Annotated in this window: 18 protein-coding genes; 7 read left to right on the top strand and 11 right to left on the bottom strand. The window is 49.4% G+C overall.

Going from position 1 to position 18,568, the window contains the following annotated elements; translation table 11 throughout:
- Positions 1-31: 31 nt before the first annotated feature.
- From L5462_RS07865 to L5462_RS07855, 3 genes are all read right to left on the bottom strand, one after another.
- Positions 32-3,955 (bottom strand): cobaltochelatase subunit CobN, encoded by a 3,924-nt coding sequence (locus tag L5462_RS07865; RefSeq protein ID WP_237780225.1) that lies wholly within the window; start codon positions 3,953-3,955, stop codon positions 32-34.
- A 188-nt stretch (positions 3,956-4,143) separates the two neighbouring features.
- A complete protein-coding gene (locus L5462_RS07860) occupies positions 4,144-4,680 on the bottom strand; it encodes a DUF483 domain-containing protein (RefSeq protein ID WP_237780224.1) in 537 nt (178 codons plus the stop codon).
- 11 nt (positions 4,681-4,691) lie between these two features.
- Entirely contained in the window at positions 4,692-5,342 is a 651-nt protein-coding gene (locus tag L5462_RS07855; protein ID WP_237780223.1) for a 2,5-diamino-6-(ribosylamino)-4(3H)-pyrimidinone 5'-phosphate reductase, read from the bottom strand.
- 90 nt (positions 5,343-5,432) lie between these two features.
- Here L5462_RS07855 and L5462_RS07850 point away from each other — a divergent pair, with 90 nt between their 5' ends.
- Positions 5,433-5,801 (top strand): carboxymuconolactone decarboxylase family protein, encoded by a 369-nt coding sequence (locus L5462_RS07850; RefSeq protein ID WP_237780222.1) that lies wholly within the window; start codon positions 5,433-5,435, stop codon positions 5,799-5,801.
- A gap of 12 nt (positions 5,802-5,813) precedes the next feature.
- Here L5462_RS07850 and L5462_RS07845 read toward each other — a convergent pair whose 3' ends face one another.
- The 3 genes from L5462_RS07845 to mtxX all read right to left on the bottom strand — a co-directional run bounded on the left by L5462_RS07845 (position 5,814) and on the right by mtxX (position 8,171).
- A complete protein-coding gene (locus L5462_RS07845) occupies positions 5,814-6,566 on the bottom strand; it encodes a TatD family hydrolase (protein ID WP_370637050.1) in 753 nt (250 codons plus the stop codon).
- 94 nt (positions 6,567-6,660) lie between these two features.
- Positions 6,661-7,428, bottom strand: a complete 768-nt coding sequence (gene uppS / locus L5462_RS07840; RefSeq protein ID WP_237780221.1) for a polyprenyl diphosphate synthase — start codon at positions 7,426-7,428, stop codon at positions 6,661-6,663.
- A gap of 47 nt (positions 7,429-7,475) precedes the next feature.
- Positions 7,476-8,171 (bottom strand): methanogenesis marker protein Mmp4/MtxX, encoded by a 696-nt coding sequence (gene mtxX / locus L5462_RS07835; protein WP_237780220.1) that lies wholly within the window; start codon positions 8,169-8,171, stop codon positions 7,476-7,478.
- A gap of 226 nt (positions 8,172-8,397) precedes the next feature.
- On the opposite strand from mtxX, the gene L5462_RS07830 reads away from it, so the two are divergent.
- Positions 8,398-9,108: a DUF4012 domain-containing protein gene (locus L5462_RS07830; protein WP_237780219.1), complete on the top strand. Its 711-nt coding sequence runs from the start codon at positions 8,398-8,400 to the stop codon at positions 9,106-9,108.
- 138 nt (positions 9,109-9,246) lie between these two features.
- A complete protein-coding gene (locus L5462_RS07825; protein ID WP_237780218.1) occupies positions 9,247-9,792 on the top strand; it encodes a hypothetical protein in 546 nt (181 codons plus the stop codon).
- A gap of 73 nt (positions 9,793-9,865) precedes the next feature.
- Here the strand turns inward: L5462_RS07825 and hemL are convergent, their stop codons facing one another.
- From hemL to hisD, 4 genes are all read right to left on the bottom strand, one after another.
- The gene (gene hemL, locus L5462_RS07820; protein WP_237780217.1) at positions 9,866-11,128 is read right to left on the bottom strand and encodes a glutamate-1-semialdehyde 2,1-aminomutase; all 1,263 of its coding nucleotides are present in this window, start codon (positions 11,126-11,128) and stop codon (positions 9,866-9,868) included.
- An 84-nt stretch (positions 11,129-11,212) separates the two neighbouring features.
- Positions 11,213-11,830: a cobalt-precorrin-8 methylmutase gene (locus tag L5462_RS07815; protein ID WP_237780216.1), complete on the bottom strand. Its 618-nt coding sequence runs from the start codon at positions 11,828-11,830 to the stop codon at positions 11,213-11,215.
- Positions 11,831-11,842: 12 nt separating this feature from the next.
- Positions 11,843-13,156, bottom strand: coding sequence for an aspartate--tRNA(Asn) ligase (gene aspS, locus L5462_RS07810; RefSeq protein WP_255772562.1), 1,314 nt, complete (start codon positions 13,154-13,156; stop codon positions 11,843-11,845).
- A gap of 48 nt (positions 13,157-13,204) precedes the next feature.
- Positions 13,205-14,479: a histidinol dehydrogenase gene (gene hisD / locus L5462_RS07805; RefSeq protein WP_237780215.1), complete on the bottom strand. Its 1,275-nt coding sequence runs from the start codon at positions 14,477-14,479 to the stop codon at positions 13,205-13,207.
- Between the two features lie 356 nt (positions 14,480-14,835).
- On the opposite strand from hisD, the gene L5462_RS07800 reads away from it, so the two are divergent.
- The 4 genes from L5462_RS07800 (at position 14,836) to L5462_RS07785 (ending at position 18,262) form a co-directional block, all read left to right on the top strand.
- A complete protein-coding gene (locus L5462_RS07800; RefSeq protein ID WP_048175115.1) occupies positions 14,836-15,144 on the top strand; it encodes a UPF0058 family protein in 309 nt (102 codons plus the stop codon).
- Between the two features lie 278 nt (positions 15,145-15,422).
- A complete protein-coding gene (locus L5462_RS07795; protein WP_237780214.1) occupies positions 15,423-16,811 on the top strand; it encodes a cyclic 2,3-diphosphoglycerate synthase in 1,389 nt (462 codons plus the stop codon).
- Between the two features lie 15 nt (positions 16,812-16,826).
- On the top strand, positions 16,827-17,357 hold the full coding sequence (locus L5462_RS07790; RefSeq protein WP_237780213.1) for a RimK/LysX family protein: 531 nt from the start codon (positions 16,827-16,829) through the stop codon (positions 17,355-17,357).
- A gap of 86 nt (positions 17,358-17,443) precedes the next feature.
- A complete protein-coding gene (locus L5462_RS07785) occupies positions 17,444-18,262 on the top strand; it encodes a 4Fe-4S binding protein (RefSeq protein WP_237780212.1) in 819 nt (272 codons plus the stop codon).
- 95 nt (positions 18,263-18,357) lie between these two features.
- Here the strand turns inward: L5462_RS07785 and L5462_RS07780 are convergent.
- Positions 18,358-18,568, bottom strand: a 211-nt coding sequence (locus L5462_RS07780) for a hypothetical protein (RefSeq protein WP_237780211.1), incomplete at its 5' end; no start/stop codon positions are given.

Raw genomic sequence — 18,568 nt, 5'->3', positions numbered from 1 at the left:
CCAAACCTAAAATAAAATAAAGGGGGATGAATTATTTTCTGAGGGGTCCGAAGTAGTAGCCAACTCCCAGCAGGCAGAAGATTCCAAGGATGCCAATAACGGCATAGAGCTGTGCGCTGCCTGATTTATCCTCTGCATGTGGAGTTGAGATCTCATATGCACTGCCTGGTTTCTGTTCAGTGACTCCTGCGGCCTCAGGGGATGATGCACCTGACTCTGAAGTCTGAGACTGTGCCGAAACCCCTGCATGGGTGCCCGCAGATCCTCTTCCATCCCTTCCTGTGTTTCCAGGGGATCCTGTGGTGGTTTCATGGTCTGAACCCTGTTCGCCTCCCTGATCCGTGTCTGTGGATGTCCCCTCACCCAGCATCTCAGATATTGCTGCGAGTTCAGCCCCTGAGAGGGCTACAAGTCCCCTTGTATGGGCCTGCCTCACGTACCTTGCTATCATCTGGAGGGCTGATGCATCAAGCTGTGACCTCACAGAGCCGTCAAAGAGGAATGTATCTGCGATCCTCCTCCAGACATCATCTGATGCCACGTCAACGAGGGCATCACTTGTGAAGAGATCCCTAACCTGCAGTGCTATTGATGCGCTGCCAGATGGTCCCTCACGTAGCTTGCCCTGGATCCAGGTGGGGTTTAGGAGTGTCACTGCAAGGTCATCGTAGGCTGACTCCTGGAGGGTCCTTATGATGGGTGTTCCGTAGGCTGTTTTTGCAATGTAGCTGTTTATGTTTCTACCTGTGAGGTAGTTCACCATGAAGTTCACGGTGACTGAGACCCTGTAGAGGCAGGTGCCCTCGCCAGGTGCCCTGTAGGGCATTATCACCATGGTAGTGTCAACTGTACGAAGGAGTGACTCCAGGAGTTTCGGGCTCTGGAGGCCGTTGAGGTCCCTCCCATAGGCATATGAGTAGTAGCTGAGGTAGGTCTCTGCAAGCTGCTCGGCTGTCCAGTCATCCCGTGACCAGAGTATCCTGTCGACACCTGCACCATGGGGATCTGCACCCGGTGGCAGCCCAAAGATCCTGGTCCTTGCAAGCCTGTCCGCCAATGCATCGGCCTCTGAACTGTTCATTCCTGAGGCCACCAGTTCACTGTAGATACCTGATCTGAGGGTAATGTAGTGTTTTCGCACATAGTTCATCTCAGCTGACTCGTTGAGGTTCGCTATCCTCTTAATTGTATTGTCTATGACGTCCATGACCCCCGGGATTGCTCCGCGGAAGTTGTGGAAGTCGCTTATCACAACGTCGATCCTTGGTCTTCCAAGTTCACTTAGTGGTATGATCTCTGTCCCGATGAGTGCTCCGCTCTCGTAGATTGGTTTAACGCCCAGGAGGTAGAATATGGCTGCGATACTCTGACCGCCTGTTGATATAACGTCACCTATATCAACAGCAACAGTTTGAGGGTACCTTCCCCCGTTTGCATCCCTGTGGCGTTTCAGCATCTCCTCTGCAGCCCTTGATCCCATTACCACCGCGGCAGGGTCCGGGATGGATGATGGATCGAATGTGTACATGTTTCGACCTGTTGGAAGTGCTGCAAGGTTGATTATGGGGCTTCTTGCTGGAGCCGGCTGTATGAATTCCCCGTTAAGGGCCCTCAGGAGTGAGGCCATCTCGTTGCTGGCGCTCATAATGAGGAGGTTCCTTATCTCATCCCTCCTGGCAGTCCTGTTTGCAGGGTCAAAGGATATGATTGCATCAAGGAACCTCTCAAGGGTTTCACTGTCAGGAAGCTCCCCAAATGTGTGGAGTCCATAGGGCATGAGGATCTCTGTGAGTTCATGTAGGTACTCCTCAAGTCTCACACGGATGACACTGAAGTCGGTTGAGTTACTCACGTTGAGCCTCACATCAAGGCCCGCCCTCTTCACACCATCCCTTATGAGGGATTTGAGGACATTCATCCTCTCCAAATCCCCTGATGCCTCTGCAGTGCTGTATGAACCCAGGAGGTCTGCAAGTTCCTGGTATACGCCGTAGAGTTCCGTTCTCATAACCGGTGGTATGAGGTATGATATGGTGACGGCGTATGCCCTCCTCTTGGCAGGGTTTATAACAGCCTCAAGTGGGTCCTCCATCTTGAGGAGGTGTATGTTGGGGATGGATCCTATGAGGGTGTTTGGCCAGTCATTCTCTGTCATGGCATTCACATGGCCTGGGAGCAGCTCCAGTGTGCCGTGCTGTCCTATGTGCACCACTGCATCGGCCCTGAATCCATTCTGAAGCCAGAGGTAGAATGCGATGAACTGGTGTGTCGGTGGTAGTGTGCCGTTGTTGAGGGTGCCGTTCCACTTCCAGACCGGCTGCGGACCTATGAACATGTTGCCGAGGATGAAGCCGGGGATCACTATGCTCCTGTTGTAGACCATGATGTTCCCTGGAGCCGGACCCCAGATCGCCTCAACCTGACGCCTGAGGGTTGCAGGGAGCTTTGAATACCACTGGAGGTACTCTGAAACAGGTAATGTGATGCATCCAGCCTCAACCAGTTTCCGGAGTTCTGACTGTTTCATGTTCCTGGGGTTTCTTCCTGCCCTGTTTATGAGTTCATAAATGTACTCAGGGGTCAGATTTCCATTTCCTGTGGTGTAACCTGCGGCCCTCATTGCAAGGAGTATATTGCTCAGACTGGCGTAGAGGTTGAGGCCGTTGGTTGCTGGCATTCCCTCATCGTGGGTGCTGTCAAAGTAGATGACTGCCACCCTCTTCTCACTGTTCACCGTCTTCCGGAGTTTCACCCATGAGAGTGTGCGCTCCACCAGCTGGTTTATCCCTGGCTCGTAGGCCACGTATTCCTTGAGTGTCACCCCTGTTATCGGGTCAGGGTTCGATACCCTGTTACCACCTATCAGGATGGGCTCTATTCGTCCCTGCATCTCGAACATGGCAAGCCAGTAGTATTCCAGGCCCCTGAGGCCCTGCTGTCTGCTGCTGTTTATGTAATCATCCAGGGATGTCTGGAGGAACACCGGCAGTGGCCCCTGCACAGGAACGTTGAGGTCAGTGAAGAAGGTTATGGTCTGGTTGTCTGGCCAGTAACCGAACTGTACACAGGCAACAAGTGCGTCAATCACTGAACTGTTGTTGACCATGAAGAAGCGCCTTGAGGCACCTATAGGGTCTGAACAGTAGAAGTAGGGTATCACGTTGAGTCCCTTTGCCTCGAGTTTCTGTATGAGGGTCTCATAGACGTCCATGTTACCTGAGAGGTAGTAACGGTTCAGTATGGCAACCCCAACCCATGGGGCTCCAGGCCTGTAGAGGGTGGTGTTCATGTACCATTCTGTGTATGATGCCCTGTCTGTGTAAACACGTGGTGCAAGTGGATGGTAGAGGAAGTCCTGGATTCCGGGTACCAGTTTTGTGTCGTTGGCCGTCAGGTTCACGGCCCCGCTGAGCCTCAGAACCTCCAGGAGTGTCCTCTTTATGTTTTCCCGTGAAAGTGCTGGTGCTGCTACAGGACCGTAGGCTGGAAGGTTAGTCACATTCACACCTGTGACGTTGGGTTTTACAGGGCCCAGGACAAATATTCGCGCCCCTGGTTTCATACTGGCTGCAAGGGCCTGAAAGTCAACCGCCGCATCGAATTCTGTCCCATAGCTCATCCCTGTCACAGGGTAACCGGGTCTTGTGAATAGGAAGAATATATCAGCGTTCTTCAAGTCATTTTTGAACTGCCTGGATGCCGTTGAGTTGAGGTTGAAGGTGTCCATGGTGTATATCTTCAGAGTGAAGTTGTATCCACTGGGGAGGAGGTCATTGCGGTATGCGTCATTCATTATGGGGTCGACGGTTCCCACCACGCAGCCTGTGAGTAGCACCACCATGTTTGTATCCTTAAGCATCTTCGAGTCTGTTGTGTTGGTATCGTTGTCTGCTGCTGACACTGATGGAACTGAAACAAGTAGCAGAATCATTGCGATCAGCAGAAACTTCTTCATTTTTTCACCTCCTTTAAATTTTTTAATAATTTACTGGTTCAATATCGTAAAGAAATTTGACTGAATTCTATTTAAATCTTAATTAAAAGATTCTGAGTATGAACAATTTAAATTAGAGTGGTTTAAAAGTAATACTGATTTTTTTAAAGGAAATCTGATGCCAGGTATTGGCACGTCAAAAAAAAGATTTATTCAAGGATTATCTTCTCAAAATACTCATCATATGCCAGGTGAAAATGCGGGAGCTTCATGCGGAGCTCATCCTCAAGTTCAAGTATCCCCTGAAACTCCCCCCTGTCTACAAAGGCTATGAGATTCCTCTCCCACGCCTCCCTGCATCTGAGGCTGCAGGGTATGAAACCCGATGGAAGCACAAGGGCGCATTTACCCTGAGGAACCTCAAGTTCATCCACCTCTGCAAGGTGACCCTCATCAATCGCATACCTGGTGTTCTCAGAGAAACTCTGTATGCAGCACTCAGGGTAGCCAAGGAGTCTCCCTATATTCTCATCATCACCCCTGTACACACCAAGTTCCGTGGATATCATGGGGTCCAGGGCGGGCCGCACAGGAGGATTGTACCTGGAGGTTATCTCAATCTGCAGCTGGAGCCTCGACATGAGCTGGTTAAACTGAAAGTCATCCATACGGCAGACAACCTTCAGGCAGTCCCTGCATCCATCTTCCCTTATCCTCAGTATCCTCTCATAGATCCTCTCTAGCATGAAAACCACATCTACCTCTTTACGGTGTACTCAACTATGAGGTCCTCCCCCAGTGTGTAGAACCTCTCAAGTTCAAGTTTTATGGCCTCAGACATATCTTCTATACCCTCACCATCCACAAGTGTCCTTGCCTCCTCACCACCGGCGATCATCGGGGCTATGCACACCCGGACCTCATCAACAAGGCCCCCTCTTAACATGGAGTAGTTGAGGGTTGAGCCCCCCTCGAGCATCAATCTCCTGACACCCATCTCATGGAGTCTTTCAAGGAGGAGGCGGAGGTCCACCCTGTCTTTTCCTGCAACCACAACCTCAGCCCTTTTTCTGAGTTCATTAACCCTTGATTCCGGGGCACTTTCCGAGACACCTATCACCGTGGGGGCCTCGTCATTGAGGACCCTGAAATCCAGGGGCGTCCTTGCCCTGCTGTCAACCACCACCCTCACAGGGTTATCCCCTTCCTCTGCATCAACCCTGTGGACGGTGAGGCGGGGGTCATCTGCGAGTACCGTGTTTATCCCCACCATTATGGCGTCACATTCCCGTCGAAGCTCATGGACCCTCCTGAGGTCCTCCTCACCGGATATCTCAGAGCTCCCTGTTTTCGTCGCAATCTTACCGTCCAGTGTCATGGCTGCGTTGAGTATAACGTATGGCCTCATGAACCTTCTCCTCCAGCCTATAGGTTTATAGTCACCATACTATAAATTAGTGTGGAAACCATGTGGATTTCCATATGGAAGGTTGATAATATGGACAGATATACTGCTGGAATGGAGATACTTGAGAGGATACACGGGGAGTCCTACAGGAAGCTGCGTGATGAACTTGAGGATGTTGCCCCTGATCTTTCAAGGTTCGTGGTTGAATTCGCATACGGTGACATCTACTCAAGGGATTCGCTGGATCTTAAAACAAGGGAACTTGTGACTGTGGCTGCCCTCACAGTCCTTGGGGCTGAAAAACAGTTAAAAAGTCATGTGAAGGGTGCTCTCAATGCAGGGTGCAGCACGGAGGAGATAATTGAGGTCATCATCCAGATGGCAGTCTATGCAGGGTTTCCTGCAGCCATAAACGGGGTTACCGCGGCAGCTGAGGTTTTCAGGGAAATGAAAAAATAAGTTCAGACGGTCTCACAGGTCAAAAACTCTTTCTGCAGTGGATGTTGTCACCCTATCAACATCCTCAACATCGGTATCCTTGATCTGTGCTATTTTCTTAACCGCCTCAGCCACGAATGCGGGTTCGTTCCGCTTTCCCCTGAAAGGGGAGAGGTACGGGCTGTCGGTCTCTGTAAGCATACTCTCCAGCGGGAGGTCCCCCACAAGTTTCATGTGGTGATCCGAGAATGCCACAAGTGTTGATATGGATATGTGGTACCCGGCGTCTATTATCCTCTCTGCAGTTGACAGGCTGCCACCATAGCAGTGAAAGACCACCTCGGGTATGCTGTGCTCGAGTACGATCTCAAGGGCCCTCTCCTCGGCGTCCCTTGCATGGACAACCAGGGGCATCTCATGTTCCTCTGCAAGCCCTGCGAAAATCCTGAATGCCTCCTCCTGTCTCCTTCTCCCCTCAGCGTCACGGGTGTGGTGGAAGTCCATGCCTGTCTCGCCTATGGCCACTATCCTGTCAATGTGTGATTCTATCTGCCCCGCGACCTCCTCTATGAGTTCAGGCCTTGCCTTTGATGCGTCGGCGGGATGGAAACCCATTGTGGGGTATATGAATCCTGGATAATCTGAGGCGAGTGCAAGGGCCCTCCTGTTGCCCCCGAGTCCAACACCTGAATCTATAACAGCCCTGAGTTTCCCTCTGGCCCTCTCAATAACCTCTTCACGGTTCCTGTTGAAGTCCTTGAAGTCCAGGTGACAGTGAACATCTATTATACTGATCCCTCCCTTAATCGCTTGATGGGTATCAGGTCCCGCTTATACCCATGTTAGGACCTTATAGCCTTAAAAGTCGCCTGATGCATATCTAGGTACCGAATCTCCTCTCCCTCTGCTGGTATGACCTTATGGCCCTTAAGAAGTCGACCTTTCGAAGTTCTGGCCAGAGGCTGTCGCAGAAGTACAGTTCTGAATAGGATGACTGCCATAGAAGGAACCCGCTGAGGCGCTCCTCACCACTGGTCCTTATTATGAGGTGGGGGTCCTCCAGCCCAGCGGTGTAGAGGTTCCTGTTTATCATGTCCTCGTCTATGTCCTCGGGGTCAATGCGGCCGGCCCTGACGTCCTCGGCGATTTTCCTTGCGGCGTCCACTATCTCCTGTCTACCATCATATCCTATGGCGATGTTCACAAGGCGATCAGAGTATCCCTCTGTTGACCTCTCAGCGACCTCTATCGCCTTTCTAACATCTTCAGGGAGCAGTTCAAGTTTCCCTACTGCCTTGACCCTGACACGGTTTTTATGGATCTTCTTATTGCTTGCTATGGCCTCGAAGTTCTCTTTGAAGAGCTTCATTAGCCCCTTAACCTCATTTTCTGGTCTTTTAAAGTTTTCAGTTGAGAATGCATAGGCAGTCACTATCTCTATTCCAAGGTCAACGCACCAGTCCAGGACCTTCTCCAGTGTCTCAATACCCTTCCTGTGACCCTCTATGGGGTCAATGCTGCCCTGGAGTCGTGAGTATCTCCTGTTACCATCCATTATAATGGCAACGTGCCTTGGCATCCTGTCCCTTTTGAGGTTGCGCGATATGTACCACTCATACAGTTTGTAAAGAGGTCTTAAAGGTGACATTTCCCATCTACCTGACTGGAGTTTTTAATATTCTATAAATTGCTGATCTAATCTCTCCAACTGGTGGCAAGCCAGTGGGCGAATCTGAGTGCCCTGCGGTAACCCGCAGTGGTCTGTGACCTTGAAGTGTCAACAAAAATCCCATTAAATCCAAGGGCCACAGCCCCGTGGCTTCTGGCCGTGCCAACGAGAACCAGTGATCTGAATATGAGGTTACCTGTTATCCCATCGGGTGCTATGATGACGTTGCACCCATCCCTCACGGCTTCCTCTATCAGTATATGGTAGTGCCTAACTTCATATTTATCCTTTACCATTGATGCCAGAAGTTCACCATCACGGATTGAACTGTCCACTGCAGGGGATCTCCCAAGGTCACCTGGCCGTCCGCCTGATATTATACCTATGAATGGCTCGGTCCCTGTTTTCATGAGAAAGTCCCCTGCAGCAGTTGCTATGCTGAGCCTTTCGGTGACTGTTTCACCCTCATCTATCCCGACGGGTGCAAGGAAAAAACTCCCCTTCCCTGTTTCTATCCATGAAGCCCTCATCAAAGGCCCCTGACTTTTGAGTTCCGCCATTATACCTGCTGATGGAAGGGACCCCCTCACATAGGCGTCCCTTCCCCTTCTTAACATTTCTATGAATTCGTCCTCGGAGTAAACCAGTTCAACATCAAATTCCACTGATGATGCGGCCCTTTCGATGTTCCTGTTCTCACCGACCCCTGCCACTATTCTCATGTATCACAGCCCCTGATCCTGGGAGTGTCTATGGATGCACAGCAAGATTAATATATGGGTTGTGGAGTATTAAATATCTGGTTCTACATGATACATGAACACCAAAGTATATATATAAATTTTGCAAAATTTAGGTTAACGTAAATCATATGAAGCAGGGCTTTTCAATGTTAACTTCTTACGTGATCCAAAAACCCCAGATCAGATTAAAAAGGAAGGTAAGAATATGGATACAAAAAATAAGATAATCCTCGGTCTCTTCATAGTTATATTAGGTCTTTCAGTTGTAACATATGAAAACTACATCACAAACTCACAGAACGTTTTTGTGGGAGAAAAGCATGTGCTCCTTCTATGCGCAGATCCCGGTGAACCGAGACCAGGTATAGGGGCCGTTGACATGGCCTTCATAATAACCATGAACGAGGGTAACATAACCAACGTGACGGCTGTCTATCCACACAACATGGCCCATCCAACAGCAGAACCCCCTGCATCACTGAGGGCACAGGGAGTAAACAGGTGGCTACTCCATGATGCCCTATGGGAAAATGATACAGAACAGGGCGCCAGACTTGCACAGGAGATCGTTGAATACAATACCGGCGTTAAAACAGATATCGTCGTGATAGTGACACCCCAGGCAGTGGACGGCATCCTCCAGGCAATAGGCCCTGTCTATGTTGAGGGCCAGGGCTATGTTTCAGGAAACAGTATAACATTCCTCAGGGAGGAACAGCAGCAGGGAGCCGCAAGGGGTGTTGCCATTCAGTCACTCATGAGGGCAATATTCAATGCCACAAAGGACCGTTCAAAGTACATGGCCATGGTAAACGCCGGTATACAGCAGTACCAGCAGGGAAACATCGTTGTTGTACCCGAAGGTGCCTTCATCCAGTTCCTCATATCCACCGGACTTGAAAGGGTGACCACCTGATAAAAAAACCCATTTCTTTTTCTAAATAACATCAGCGGATACTTCTTCCTCAGCTCATGAAAAGAGAGAATTCAACACAAAACTTAACTACTATAATGTAAATAGTATCTGTGGGGGATCTCCTTGTCCGGGGAAAACATGAAAGAAAACAGAGGCTACCTTATATGTACGGAGTGCGGGGGCTACTACCAGCTGAAAGATGATGAAGACCCAGCTGATTTTGATTCATGTGAATGTGGAGGCTCACTGGGATACTACAGCACACTTGAAGAGTTCTACGAGGAACCAGAACCTGAAATCCAAGAGGATAACAGAAAAAGGGCCCTCCTTGAGAACCTCTCAAGAAGCATAGAAAACGAGGAGAGAACACTGAAGGAGATAAAAAGTGGTAAATGGTCCCTCATGGAATTCGTAGCAGAGAAGAGAATAATTGACGATGTCAGAGAGCAGAAAAGGATGGTGGATGAACTCCTCGATGAGGAGATAATAGACAGCAACCTTGTAACAGGTGGCAGTAGGGAGGCGGAGAGTTTCATATCACAGGTGCGTGAACAGAGGGAGTTCCTTGCTGAACGTGAGGGAAAGGCGCTTAACAGTAGATTTTTAAGGACCGCTGTCACGGTTCTTCTCATATTTGTGGTTATATGCTTCCTCTACTTCTTCATAGCCGTCAAATTCACATGAATTGATTCATCAATCAGTGCAGCCAGCTGTTGTGAGTCAGAAACCAAAAAAAATAAAGAAATTACTTAATTACTTAATTCTTTAAATGGCTGAGCACATCCTCTGCACTTTCAAGGGTACTATTTATATGATCCATCCCATGTGCAGCGGATATGAAACAGCACTCAAACTGTGATGGTGGTATGAAGACACCCCTCTCCAGCAGTCCATGGAAGTACTTCATGAAGAGTTCGGTGTCTGATTTCCTGGCATCAGCGTAGTTTCTGACCTCATCTTCAGTGAAGTATATCTGGAACATTGAAGCCGGGCCTGTAACCTGGTATTCAAGGTCCATGTCAGAGAGGAGATCCCTTAAACCTGCCCTCAGATGGGAACCCATCCTCTCAAGACTGGAATAGAGTCTGTCATCCAGTATTTTAAGGGTTTCTAGACCAGCCGTTACAGATACAGGATTTCCATTGAATGTGCCTGCCTGGTATACGCTACCAGCAGGTGCAATGTTTTCCATTATCTCTCGTGGACCTGCAAGAGCCCCCATTGGAAAGCCTCCCCCGACTATCTTTCCCAGCGTCACAAGGTCCGGCTTCACACGGTAGTACTCCTGGGCACCCCCAGCTGCCAGCCTGAAGCCGGTTATGACCTCATCAAAGATGAGGAGAATGTCGTTCTCCCTCGTTACATCTCTGAGGAAGTTCAGGTAGCCGTTTTCAGGTTCTATGCACCCAATGTTACCCATCACAGGTTCAACCAGGATACATGCTATCTCATCCCCCATTCCATCAATGAGCTCAACCATCGCCTCCTCGTCATTGAAAACTGTGGTTAGAGTATTTTTCACGGTATCCTCAGGTATACCTGGTGAATCTGGTGCTGCGGCAGCCCCTGAGCCTGGCTTCACAAGAACGTAATCGTGGGCCCCATGGTATGATCCCTCAAATTTGACAATCCTGTCTCTCCCTGTGTATGCCCTTGCAAGCCTCACAGCGGCCATGGTGGCCTCTGTGCCTGAATTCATGAACCTGACCATCTCAGCACAGGGAACCCTATCTATTATTGTTTCTGCAAGCTCTATTTCCCCTTCAGATGGTACACCATAGGTTGTACCCCTCTCTATCTGCCTCTCAACCGCCTCAACCACCATTGGGTGTGCATGTCCCAGTATCAGGGGTCCATATGCCAGACAGTAGTCGATGTAGGTCTTACCATCAACACTCTCAAGTATGCACCCCTTACCCCCCGCTGCAAAGAAGGGGTATGGCTCGAACCTCCTTACAGGTGAACTAACACCACCAGGGAGAACCCTCTGTGCCCTTTCAAACAGTTCTTTCGACTTCATGATGGAACCTCTAAACACTTCTAATCCTTGATAATGCTAAGGACCCTTCAAACCTATGATAGATGCCTCCTCAATAGAGAATCTCTAGACCTCTCCACCCTTTGACAATGATATAAGAGCATTTGCAGCTGCCACTGCGACCGGTGTGCCCCCCTTTGGGCCCCTGGTTATCATGTGAGGTATATCTGTTTCCCTGAGGGCCTCCTTTGATTCCGCAGCACCCACGAATCCAACAGGGACCCCTATAACCGCCTCCGCATCCATGGTGCCTTCAGCTGTAAGTTCAATTACCTTCATGAGGGCTGTTGGGGCATTCCCTATAACCACAATCCCCCTGAAGCCCCTCTCTGCGGCGTACTCCATTGAGGCGGCCGCCCTTGTGATGTCCCTTCTCTTTGCAATCTCCCTGACCTCAGGGTCCCTGATGTGGCAGCTGGCAGGACGTGATATTCCTGCACGGACCATCTCAATGTCAGTGAGTATCTCACCTGAACTCCTGAGTGAATCCAGGGCTGCATCCACAAAGTCCGGGCTGAACTCTGTTATTCTGGCATACTCAGGGTCAGCGGTGGAATGAACTATGCGCTCAACTATGGCCACCTCTTCCCTCCTGAGGGAGGATACATCATCAGATATCAGTTTCCTGACTATCTCCCTGCTCTTTCTGGCTATCTCATAGCCCTGACCTGTGGATGCCCCCATCAATGTTATCACCTATGGTGTAAGTCTCCTCCTGTCCCTGGGGAAGAGCACCGTTTCCCTTATATTGTTTACACCTGTGAGGGTCATGTTGAACCTCTCAGCCCCCAGGCCCCAGCCTGCGTGGGGTGGCATGCCGTACTCAAAGGCTGCAAGGTAGCTCTCAAAGGAGTCCGGATTCAATCCCTGCCTCCTTATCTTCTCAACCAGGAGGTCGTGCTGGTGGACCCTCATTGCACCTGAGGATATCTCAAGGTCCCTGTACATGAGGTCAAATGCATAGCTCCTTTCAGGGTCCTCCTCATCTGGCATCACATAGAATGGCTTTATTGCAGTTGGCCATGACGTTATGAAGTAATAACCATCCATGACCTCACCCAGGGCCTTCTCAGCCGCCCTTGGAAGATCCTCGCCGTGTTTCATTGGAACTCCCCTGGAGTTGACCAGTTCAACTGCTTCATCGTATTCCAGCCGCTCAAATGGAGTTTCAGGTACCTCCAGGGTCCTGCCAAGGGTTTCAAGGGCGTCGGTGCAGTGCTCGTTAACATCCTCGATGACCCTCACAACCAGCCTTTCAAGTATCTTCATGACATCCTCATGGTCAACGAAGGAGGCCTCTATGTCGATTGATATGACCTCGTTGAGGTGCCTGAGGGTGTCGTGCTCCTCTGCACGGAATATGGGTGCTATCTCATAGACACGGTCAAGGCCAGTTGACATCATCATCTGCTTGTAGAGCTGTGGGCTCTGGCCAAGGAAGGCCTCCCTTTCAAAGTAGGTTATCGGGAAAAGTTCTGTTCCTCCCTCCGTCGCAGATGCAACAAGTTTGGGGGTGTTGATTTCAAGGAAACCATTCTCTTCAAGGAATACTCTGACCGAGTGCAGCATTCTACTCTTTATTTTAAATATTGCACTCACTGATGGTTTTCTGAGGTCAAGGAACCTGGCGTCGAGCCTTGTGTCTATCTCGGCCTTCACCTTCTCTGTGGGGTCAAGTGGCAGTGGCTGCTTTGAGGGGTTCAGAACCCTCATGAATGATGGTATTATTTCAAAGCCTCCGGGAGCCTTATCTGACTCCTGAATCCTTCCCCCGAATGCCACAACAGATTCCTTTTTGAGTTTTCTCATGGATTTGAAGAGGTCCTTCTCAATCTTTTTGCTGGGTGCTGTTATCTGGATGAGCCCGTCACGGTCCCTCAGGAGTACGAATATTATCCCTCCAAGGTCCCTTATCTCATGGACCCATCCCATGACAGTGACTTCCTCTCCATCCATTTCAGGTTTTATGTCCTTTGAGTAGTGAGTCCTTCTAAGATCTCCAAGTAACAATCAGATCACCTCTCGTAGCTAAGTGAATTAATCAGGGTAAATATCAGGTCACCTATCAAGTCTCCTACGGAATGACTCTGCATGGGCATGGAGGCCCTCATATTCAGCAAGACGCAGGACGGTTTCCTGGATGTTCCGGAGACCCTCCCGGGTTATCATCTGCACCGTTGGTTTCTTGAGGAATGACTCCGTTGATAGGCCCGAGTACATCCTGGCGCAGCCAGATGTTGGCAGCACGTGGTTGGTCCCTGAACCATAATCCCCTGCCGCCACCGGTGAGAGATCACCCAGAAATATGGATCCTGCGTTACGGATACCCCTGAGTGTTTCTTTGGGAGAATCCGTCATTATAACAAGGTGTTCCGGGGCGTAGGCGTTGCTGAAGTCCACGGCCCCGTCAATATCCTCCGTTAAAACTATCATTCCGTATCTTTCAAGGGACTCCTCTATGATATTGGCCCTTTCCATGTATTTAATATTTTCACGTACCTTCCCATCCACCCTGGCTGCAAGCTCCCCTGAGTCTGTCACAAGGACACTTGCCGCCTGGGGGTCGTGCTCTGCCTGTGCCAGTATCTCAAGGGCAATGTACTCAGGGTCCGCAGATTCATCTGCAATTATGAGGACCTCTGATGGGCCTGCCGGGAAGTCTATATCCACGTCACCGTATACCAGTTTCTTTGCTGCAGTCACAAATATGTTCCCTGGTCCCACTATCTTATCCACCGCCCCAATTGTCTCTGTACCGTAGGCCATCGCAGCAACCGCCTGGGCGCCCCCCACACGGTATATCTCATGTGCACCTGCAATGTCAGCCGCCACAAGGACAGCATCGGGGACTGAGCCATCGGATGCCGGGGGTGTGCAGCATACTATCCTTTCAACCCCTGCTATCCTGGCAGGTATCACGGTCATGAGTATTGTTGAGGGGTAAACGGCCCTTCCGCCGGGTATATAGCAGCCCACACTGTCAAGGGGTCGCACTATCTGCCCTGCGCTGACCCCGGGCCGGATCTCAGCCATCCACTCAGAGGGCATCTGGAGCCTGTGGAACTCCTCGATGTTTCGTGCGGCTTCAGTTAGTGCTTCCTTCACCTTGGGGTCGAGGTTTTTATGGGCAGCCTCTATTTCCTCCTGACCAACAGTTATGGTCTCAGGTGAGACACCATCAAATTTCTCTGTGAGTTCCCTGAGGGCCCCATCACCACCCTCTCTCACCATTGAGATGATATCTGCCACTGGCCCAAGTACCTCATCAACGTCCATCCTTGCTCTTTCAACAAGCTCATCGACTCTTTCATGATCAAATTCTATTATCCTCATGAGGATGATCCTCCATGGAAAAGTTAAGGTGAATGGTTAGTTTTATGAATCCATTACTTTTAAGTAATTTGCAGATTATGCGCTGCATCTCCCTGAGTTCACCTCCCCGGATCCACGGGTGAATCACCAACGGGGATTAATAATTTAAAAAGTTTCAGTAATATAAAACTTTATTTATCAGTTTTAACTTAACTATGGGCACATGAAGGAAGATATTCAGGCATATCCCCAATCTACTGTGATTTTTACATTGATTCATATTATATCTTTAATTTTGATAATGGGGCTGTCCCTCCACCAAAATTTTTAAATAATAAATTTAATACACACTTATAAGGAGACTGAGGCTGGTAACCATGTATAAGGATGAAATGATACAACTACACCAATTTCTGGTATATGTTCTGAAGTACCTTGAGAATGGATACGATATAAAGGATGAATGCGAAGAGTACTTCTCCCTCAACATCAGCCCCCACCACATCCACCGCACAAAGGCCGAGCATAAATACGCTATTTTTGTACTCTCAAGTGCCATCTCTGAGATCCTCGCAAAGAAGGAAGGACACAACCTCCCACCAAATGTTGTTAATGGCCTCTCAGAACTCGCAAAGCGGTCAAGGAAGGAAGTCGTGAAAATAGAAGCCAAACTGGAGGCAAAATAGACCATCAATCCATTCTCCACACATCTACTTTTCTAATTTAGATATGGTGCCAGCCGGACACAAATATTAATAACTTCATCATAAACGGTCTCGAAACCAACCATTCAAGCCAAAACCAACCATTAATATCCACCTCAACTTACATCATAAACAATCTCAAAACCAACCATTCAAGCCCAAAAACCAACCATTAATATCCACCTCAACTTACATCATAAACAGTCACAAAACCAACCATTTAATATTCGCTCCAACTTATATCATAAACGGTGTTTTTTATGAAGGCCACAGAAAGCATGATCTGTCTTGTTGATGGAGAGCACTACCTGCCCGTGACGAGGGCGGCTGTTGAGACCCTTGACTCAATGGAGCACATTGACGTTAAGGCCCTCATCTTCATCGGGGGAACCGAAAAACTCAGGACATCATCACCTGAGGAGTACACCGAGATGATGGGAAGGCCCGTGTACTTCGGTGATGATCCCCACAGGATACCCTATGACCTCATAGCCCGGCTCATCAGAAAGTACAGCGCAGATACTGTTATGGACCTCAGCGATGAACCTGTCCTGGACTATTCAAAGAGATTCAGGATAGCTTCGGTTGTCCTTGAGGAGGGTGCTGTCTACAGGGGCCCTGACTTTGAGTTTCAGCCCCTCACAGAATATGATATACTCAAAAAACCATCCCTTAAGATTCTCGGGACAGGTAAGAGGATAGGTAAAACCGCTGTATCAGCCTATGCCGCCCGCCTTATCCATGAACGTGAGTACAATCCGTGCGTTGTGGCGATGGGTCGCGGCGGCCCTGAGGAGCCAGAGATCGTCCGTGGCGACCGCATAGAAATAACCCCTGAGTTCCTGATGGAACAGTCAGATAGGGGGGTTCATGCCGCCTCTGACCACTGGGAGGACGCCCTCATGAGCCGGATACTCACGGTTGGCTGCAGGCGCTGCGGTGGCGGTATGGTGGGGGATGTGTTCATAACCAACATGAAGAGGGGTGCTGAGACAGCCAACAGCCTGGACGCCGACTTCATAATCCTCGAGGGGAGCGGGGCTGCAATACCCCCAGTGAAATCAGACAGACACATAGTCCTTGTTGGTGCAAACCAGCCCATCATAAATATAAAGAATTTCTTCGGTCCCTTCAGGATAAGGCTGGCGGATCTTGTGATACTCACAATGTGCGAGGAGCCCATGGCAGATGATGAGAAGGTTGAGGAGATCGTTGAGTTCATAGAATCCGTGAACCCCGAGGCAGAGGTTGTGACCACTGTCTTCAGACCCAAACCACTTGGGGACATCAGCGGTAAGAATGTTCTCTTTGCAACCACTGCCCCTGACTCTGTGAAGGATATCCTGGTCGAATACCTTGAGTCTGAGTACCGCTGCCAGGTCGTCGGGACAACCCCCCACCTCTCAAACAGGCCGCTCCTACAGAGGGACATCGAGAGGTACATAGATGACGCTGATGTGATGCTGACAGAGCTCAAGGCGGCCGCGGTTGATGTTGCAACGAAGGACGCCCTTGAGGCGGGGCTCGAGGTCATCTACTGCGACAACATACCCATTGTGAGGGACGGTCCCCAGGATGAACTTGATGATGCCATAATCAGGGTGGTGGAGAGCGCCATAGCTGACTTCAACCTAAGAAGGACCCCATAGGGAGCAGGTGGTATATTGGATGACTCCGACATCAGGAAACTTTTGAGGTTCACCCTCAGTGAAAAGAGGGTTATAGAGGAGCTTCAGATACCCCCTGATGCATTCATACCCCTTCTTTTTTCCATAAGGTATGGTGGTGACTGGAGCCTCAGGAAGAACTCCGGGCGTTTCATGGCGGTGAAGGAGAAGGTCACCCGCTTTGATGAGGATGAGATGATCGGCCGGACCCTGGAAATAGTCTACCTCTTTCTGAACCCCAGGGTGATAAGGGAGGAGGGTACCGTTTACCGCCTTGAGAAGTGCGGCTCAAAAAATGAGAGGGAACTTGTGAGGAGACCCTACCGCGTCGTCGTGGATGGTGATTACATCCTCAGGGCGGTGCTTGATCCCCTTGATTTTAAGATTAAACTGAAGAGACTCAGGAAACCCCTTAAATTCACCGGCTCAGGGGCCTATGGTGTTTCACATGAGATGGAGCACCTTGAGGGTATGGAGTCCCGGGGAACTCCATTCTGGGAATTTGAATATGAAATAGAGGATGATTGAACTTTCAGATAGAGATTCCCTGAAGCCACACACCATTATATTCATATATGTAAATATAAGAATATGATTATGGATGGTGATGAATGATGAAGAAAAGAGACAGCGGTTGCTGTGAAGATACAGCTGCAGTTAATGGAGAAAAATATGAATGCAGCTGTAACTGCGGATTTCTGGAGTACCCTGATGAATGCAGGGTGCCGGAGCCTGAAAATCCATCAGAAAATGCAGATGATGAATTCATAGCCCGACTTGAAGAATATGCACGTTCACTTGGCATCAGGAATATTGGCTACACCCGGTTAACACCAGATGTTATCCTTGCAGGTGACCCTCCATACATGAATGCCGTGGTCCTCACTGTGGAGATGGACGACGATGCTGTGCTGACTCCCCCCGGTAGAGAGGCGAGGGAGACGAATGACAGGCTCTACGAGAAACTGGCGGATTTAACCTTCAGGGTGGCCGATTACCTCAGAATTAATGGATATGGTGCTGTGGCCATTCACCCCATGAGCGGCCTCATAGACCTCCCTCTCCTTGGACAGAACGCAGGTATCGGTTTTAAGGGCAGGAACGGTCTTCTTATAAGCCCGGGAAGTGGTCCGGCCCAGAAGATATCTGCGGTCCTCACAGGAATATCAAACCTTCCATATGGTTCCAGTGATCATGAATGGATACCCTCCTACTGCGGGAGATGTGGCAGGTGCATAAGGGCCTGTCCACGGGACGCCCTGGTGGAGGTTGAGACATGCTGCGGATCCACGGTTCTGCTCCTTGATGATAGATGCACCGGCTGCAGTGATGGCTGCACCCAGTGCATAGAGAGCTGTCCATTCTACAGGAAGAACTATGAAAATATAAGGTCAGCCTTTGAGAAAGTGGCGAAACCCGAGAGTAAATCCTGAAGAGCTGGTTTACCTCATCAAGTATCGTCTATTTTGATCCATCAGCAAATAACACCAGAACAGATACCACCATAAAAAACTGATATATTGATCCATCAGCAAATAACACCAGAACAGATACCACCATAAAAAACTGATATACTTGATCCATCAGCAAATAACACCAGAACAGATACCACCATAAAAAACTGATATATTGATCCATCAGCAAATAACACCAGAACAGATACCACCATAAAAAACTGATATATTGATCCATCAGCAAATAACACCAGAACAGATACCACCATAAAAAACTGATATATT

The organism is Methanothermobacter sp. K4 (assembly GCF_022014235.1).
GTDB lineage: Archaea > Methanobacteriota > Methanobacteria > Methanobacteriales > Methanothermobacteraceae > Methanothermobacter.
The sequence above is the reverse complement of the archived record's forward strand: the minus strand, read 5'-3'. Positions and strand labels throughout refer to the sequence as shown.

Bases quoted from the DNA above. Each gene is read 5' to 3' on its own strand.
- mtxX (WP_237780220.1), bottom strand. From the start codon at position 8,171: ATGAGAATAGTGGCAGGGGTCGGTGAGAACAGGAACATCGAAAGGGCC.
- hisD (WP_237780215.1), bottom strand. From the start codon at position 14,479: ATGAGGATAATAGAATTTGATCATGAAAGAGTCGATGAGCTTGTTGAA.
- L5462_RS07815 (WP_237780216.1), bottom strand. From the start codon at position 11,830: ATGGGGGCATCCACAGGTCAGGGCTATGAGATAGCCAGAAAGAGCAGG.
- L5462_RS07800 (WP_048175115.1), top strand. From the start codon at position 14,836: ATGTATAAGGATGAAATGATACAACTACACCAATTTCTGGTATATGTT.
- L5462_RS07785 (WP_237780212.1), top strand. From the start codon at position 17,444: ATGAAGAAAAGAGACAGCGGTTGCTGTGAAGATACAGCTGCAGTTAAT.
- L5462_RS07855 (WP_237780223.1), bottom strand. From the start codon at position 5,342: ATGAGGCCATACGTTATACTCAACGCAGCCATGACACTGGACGGTAAG.
- L5462_RS07860 (WP_237780224.1), bottom strand. From the start codon at position 4,680: ATGCTAGAGAGGATCTATGAGAGGATACTGAGGATAAGGGAAGATGGA.
- uppS (WP_237780221.1), bottom strand. From the start codon at position 7,428: ATGTCACCTTTAAGACCTCTTTACAAACTGTATGAGTGGTACATATCG.
- L5462_RS07830 (WP_237780219.1), top strand. From the start codon at position 8,398: ATGGATACAAAAAATAAGATAATCCTCGGTCTCTTCATAGTTATATTA.
- L5462_RS07795 (WP_237780214.1), top strand. From the start codon at position 15,423: ATGAAGGCCACAGAAAGCATGATCTGTCTTGTTGATGGAGAGCACTAC.
- L5462_RS07825 (WP_237780218.1), top strand. From the start codon at position 9,247: ATGAAAGAAAACAGAGGCTACCTTATATGTACGGAGTGCGGGGGCTAC.
- L5462_RS07850 (WP_237780222.1), top strand. From the start codon at position 5,433: ATGGACAGATATACTGCTGGAATGGAGATACTTGAGAGGATACACGGG.
- L5462_RS07865 (WP_237780225.1), bottom strand. From the start codon at position 3,955: ATGAAGAAGTTTCTGCTGATCGCAATGATTCTGCTACTTGTTTCAGTT.
- hemL (WP_237780217.1), bottom strand. From the start codon at position 11,128: ATGAAGTCGAAAGAACTGTTTGAAAGGGCACAGAGGGTTCTCCCTGGT.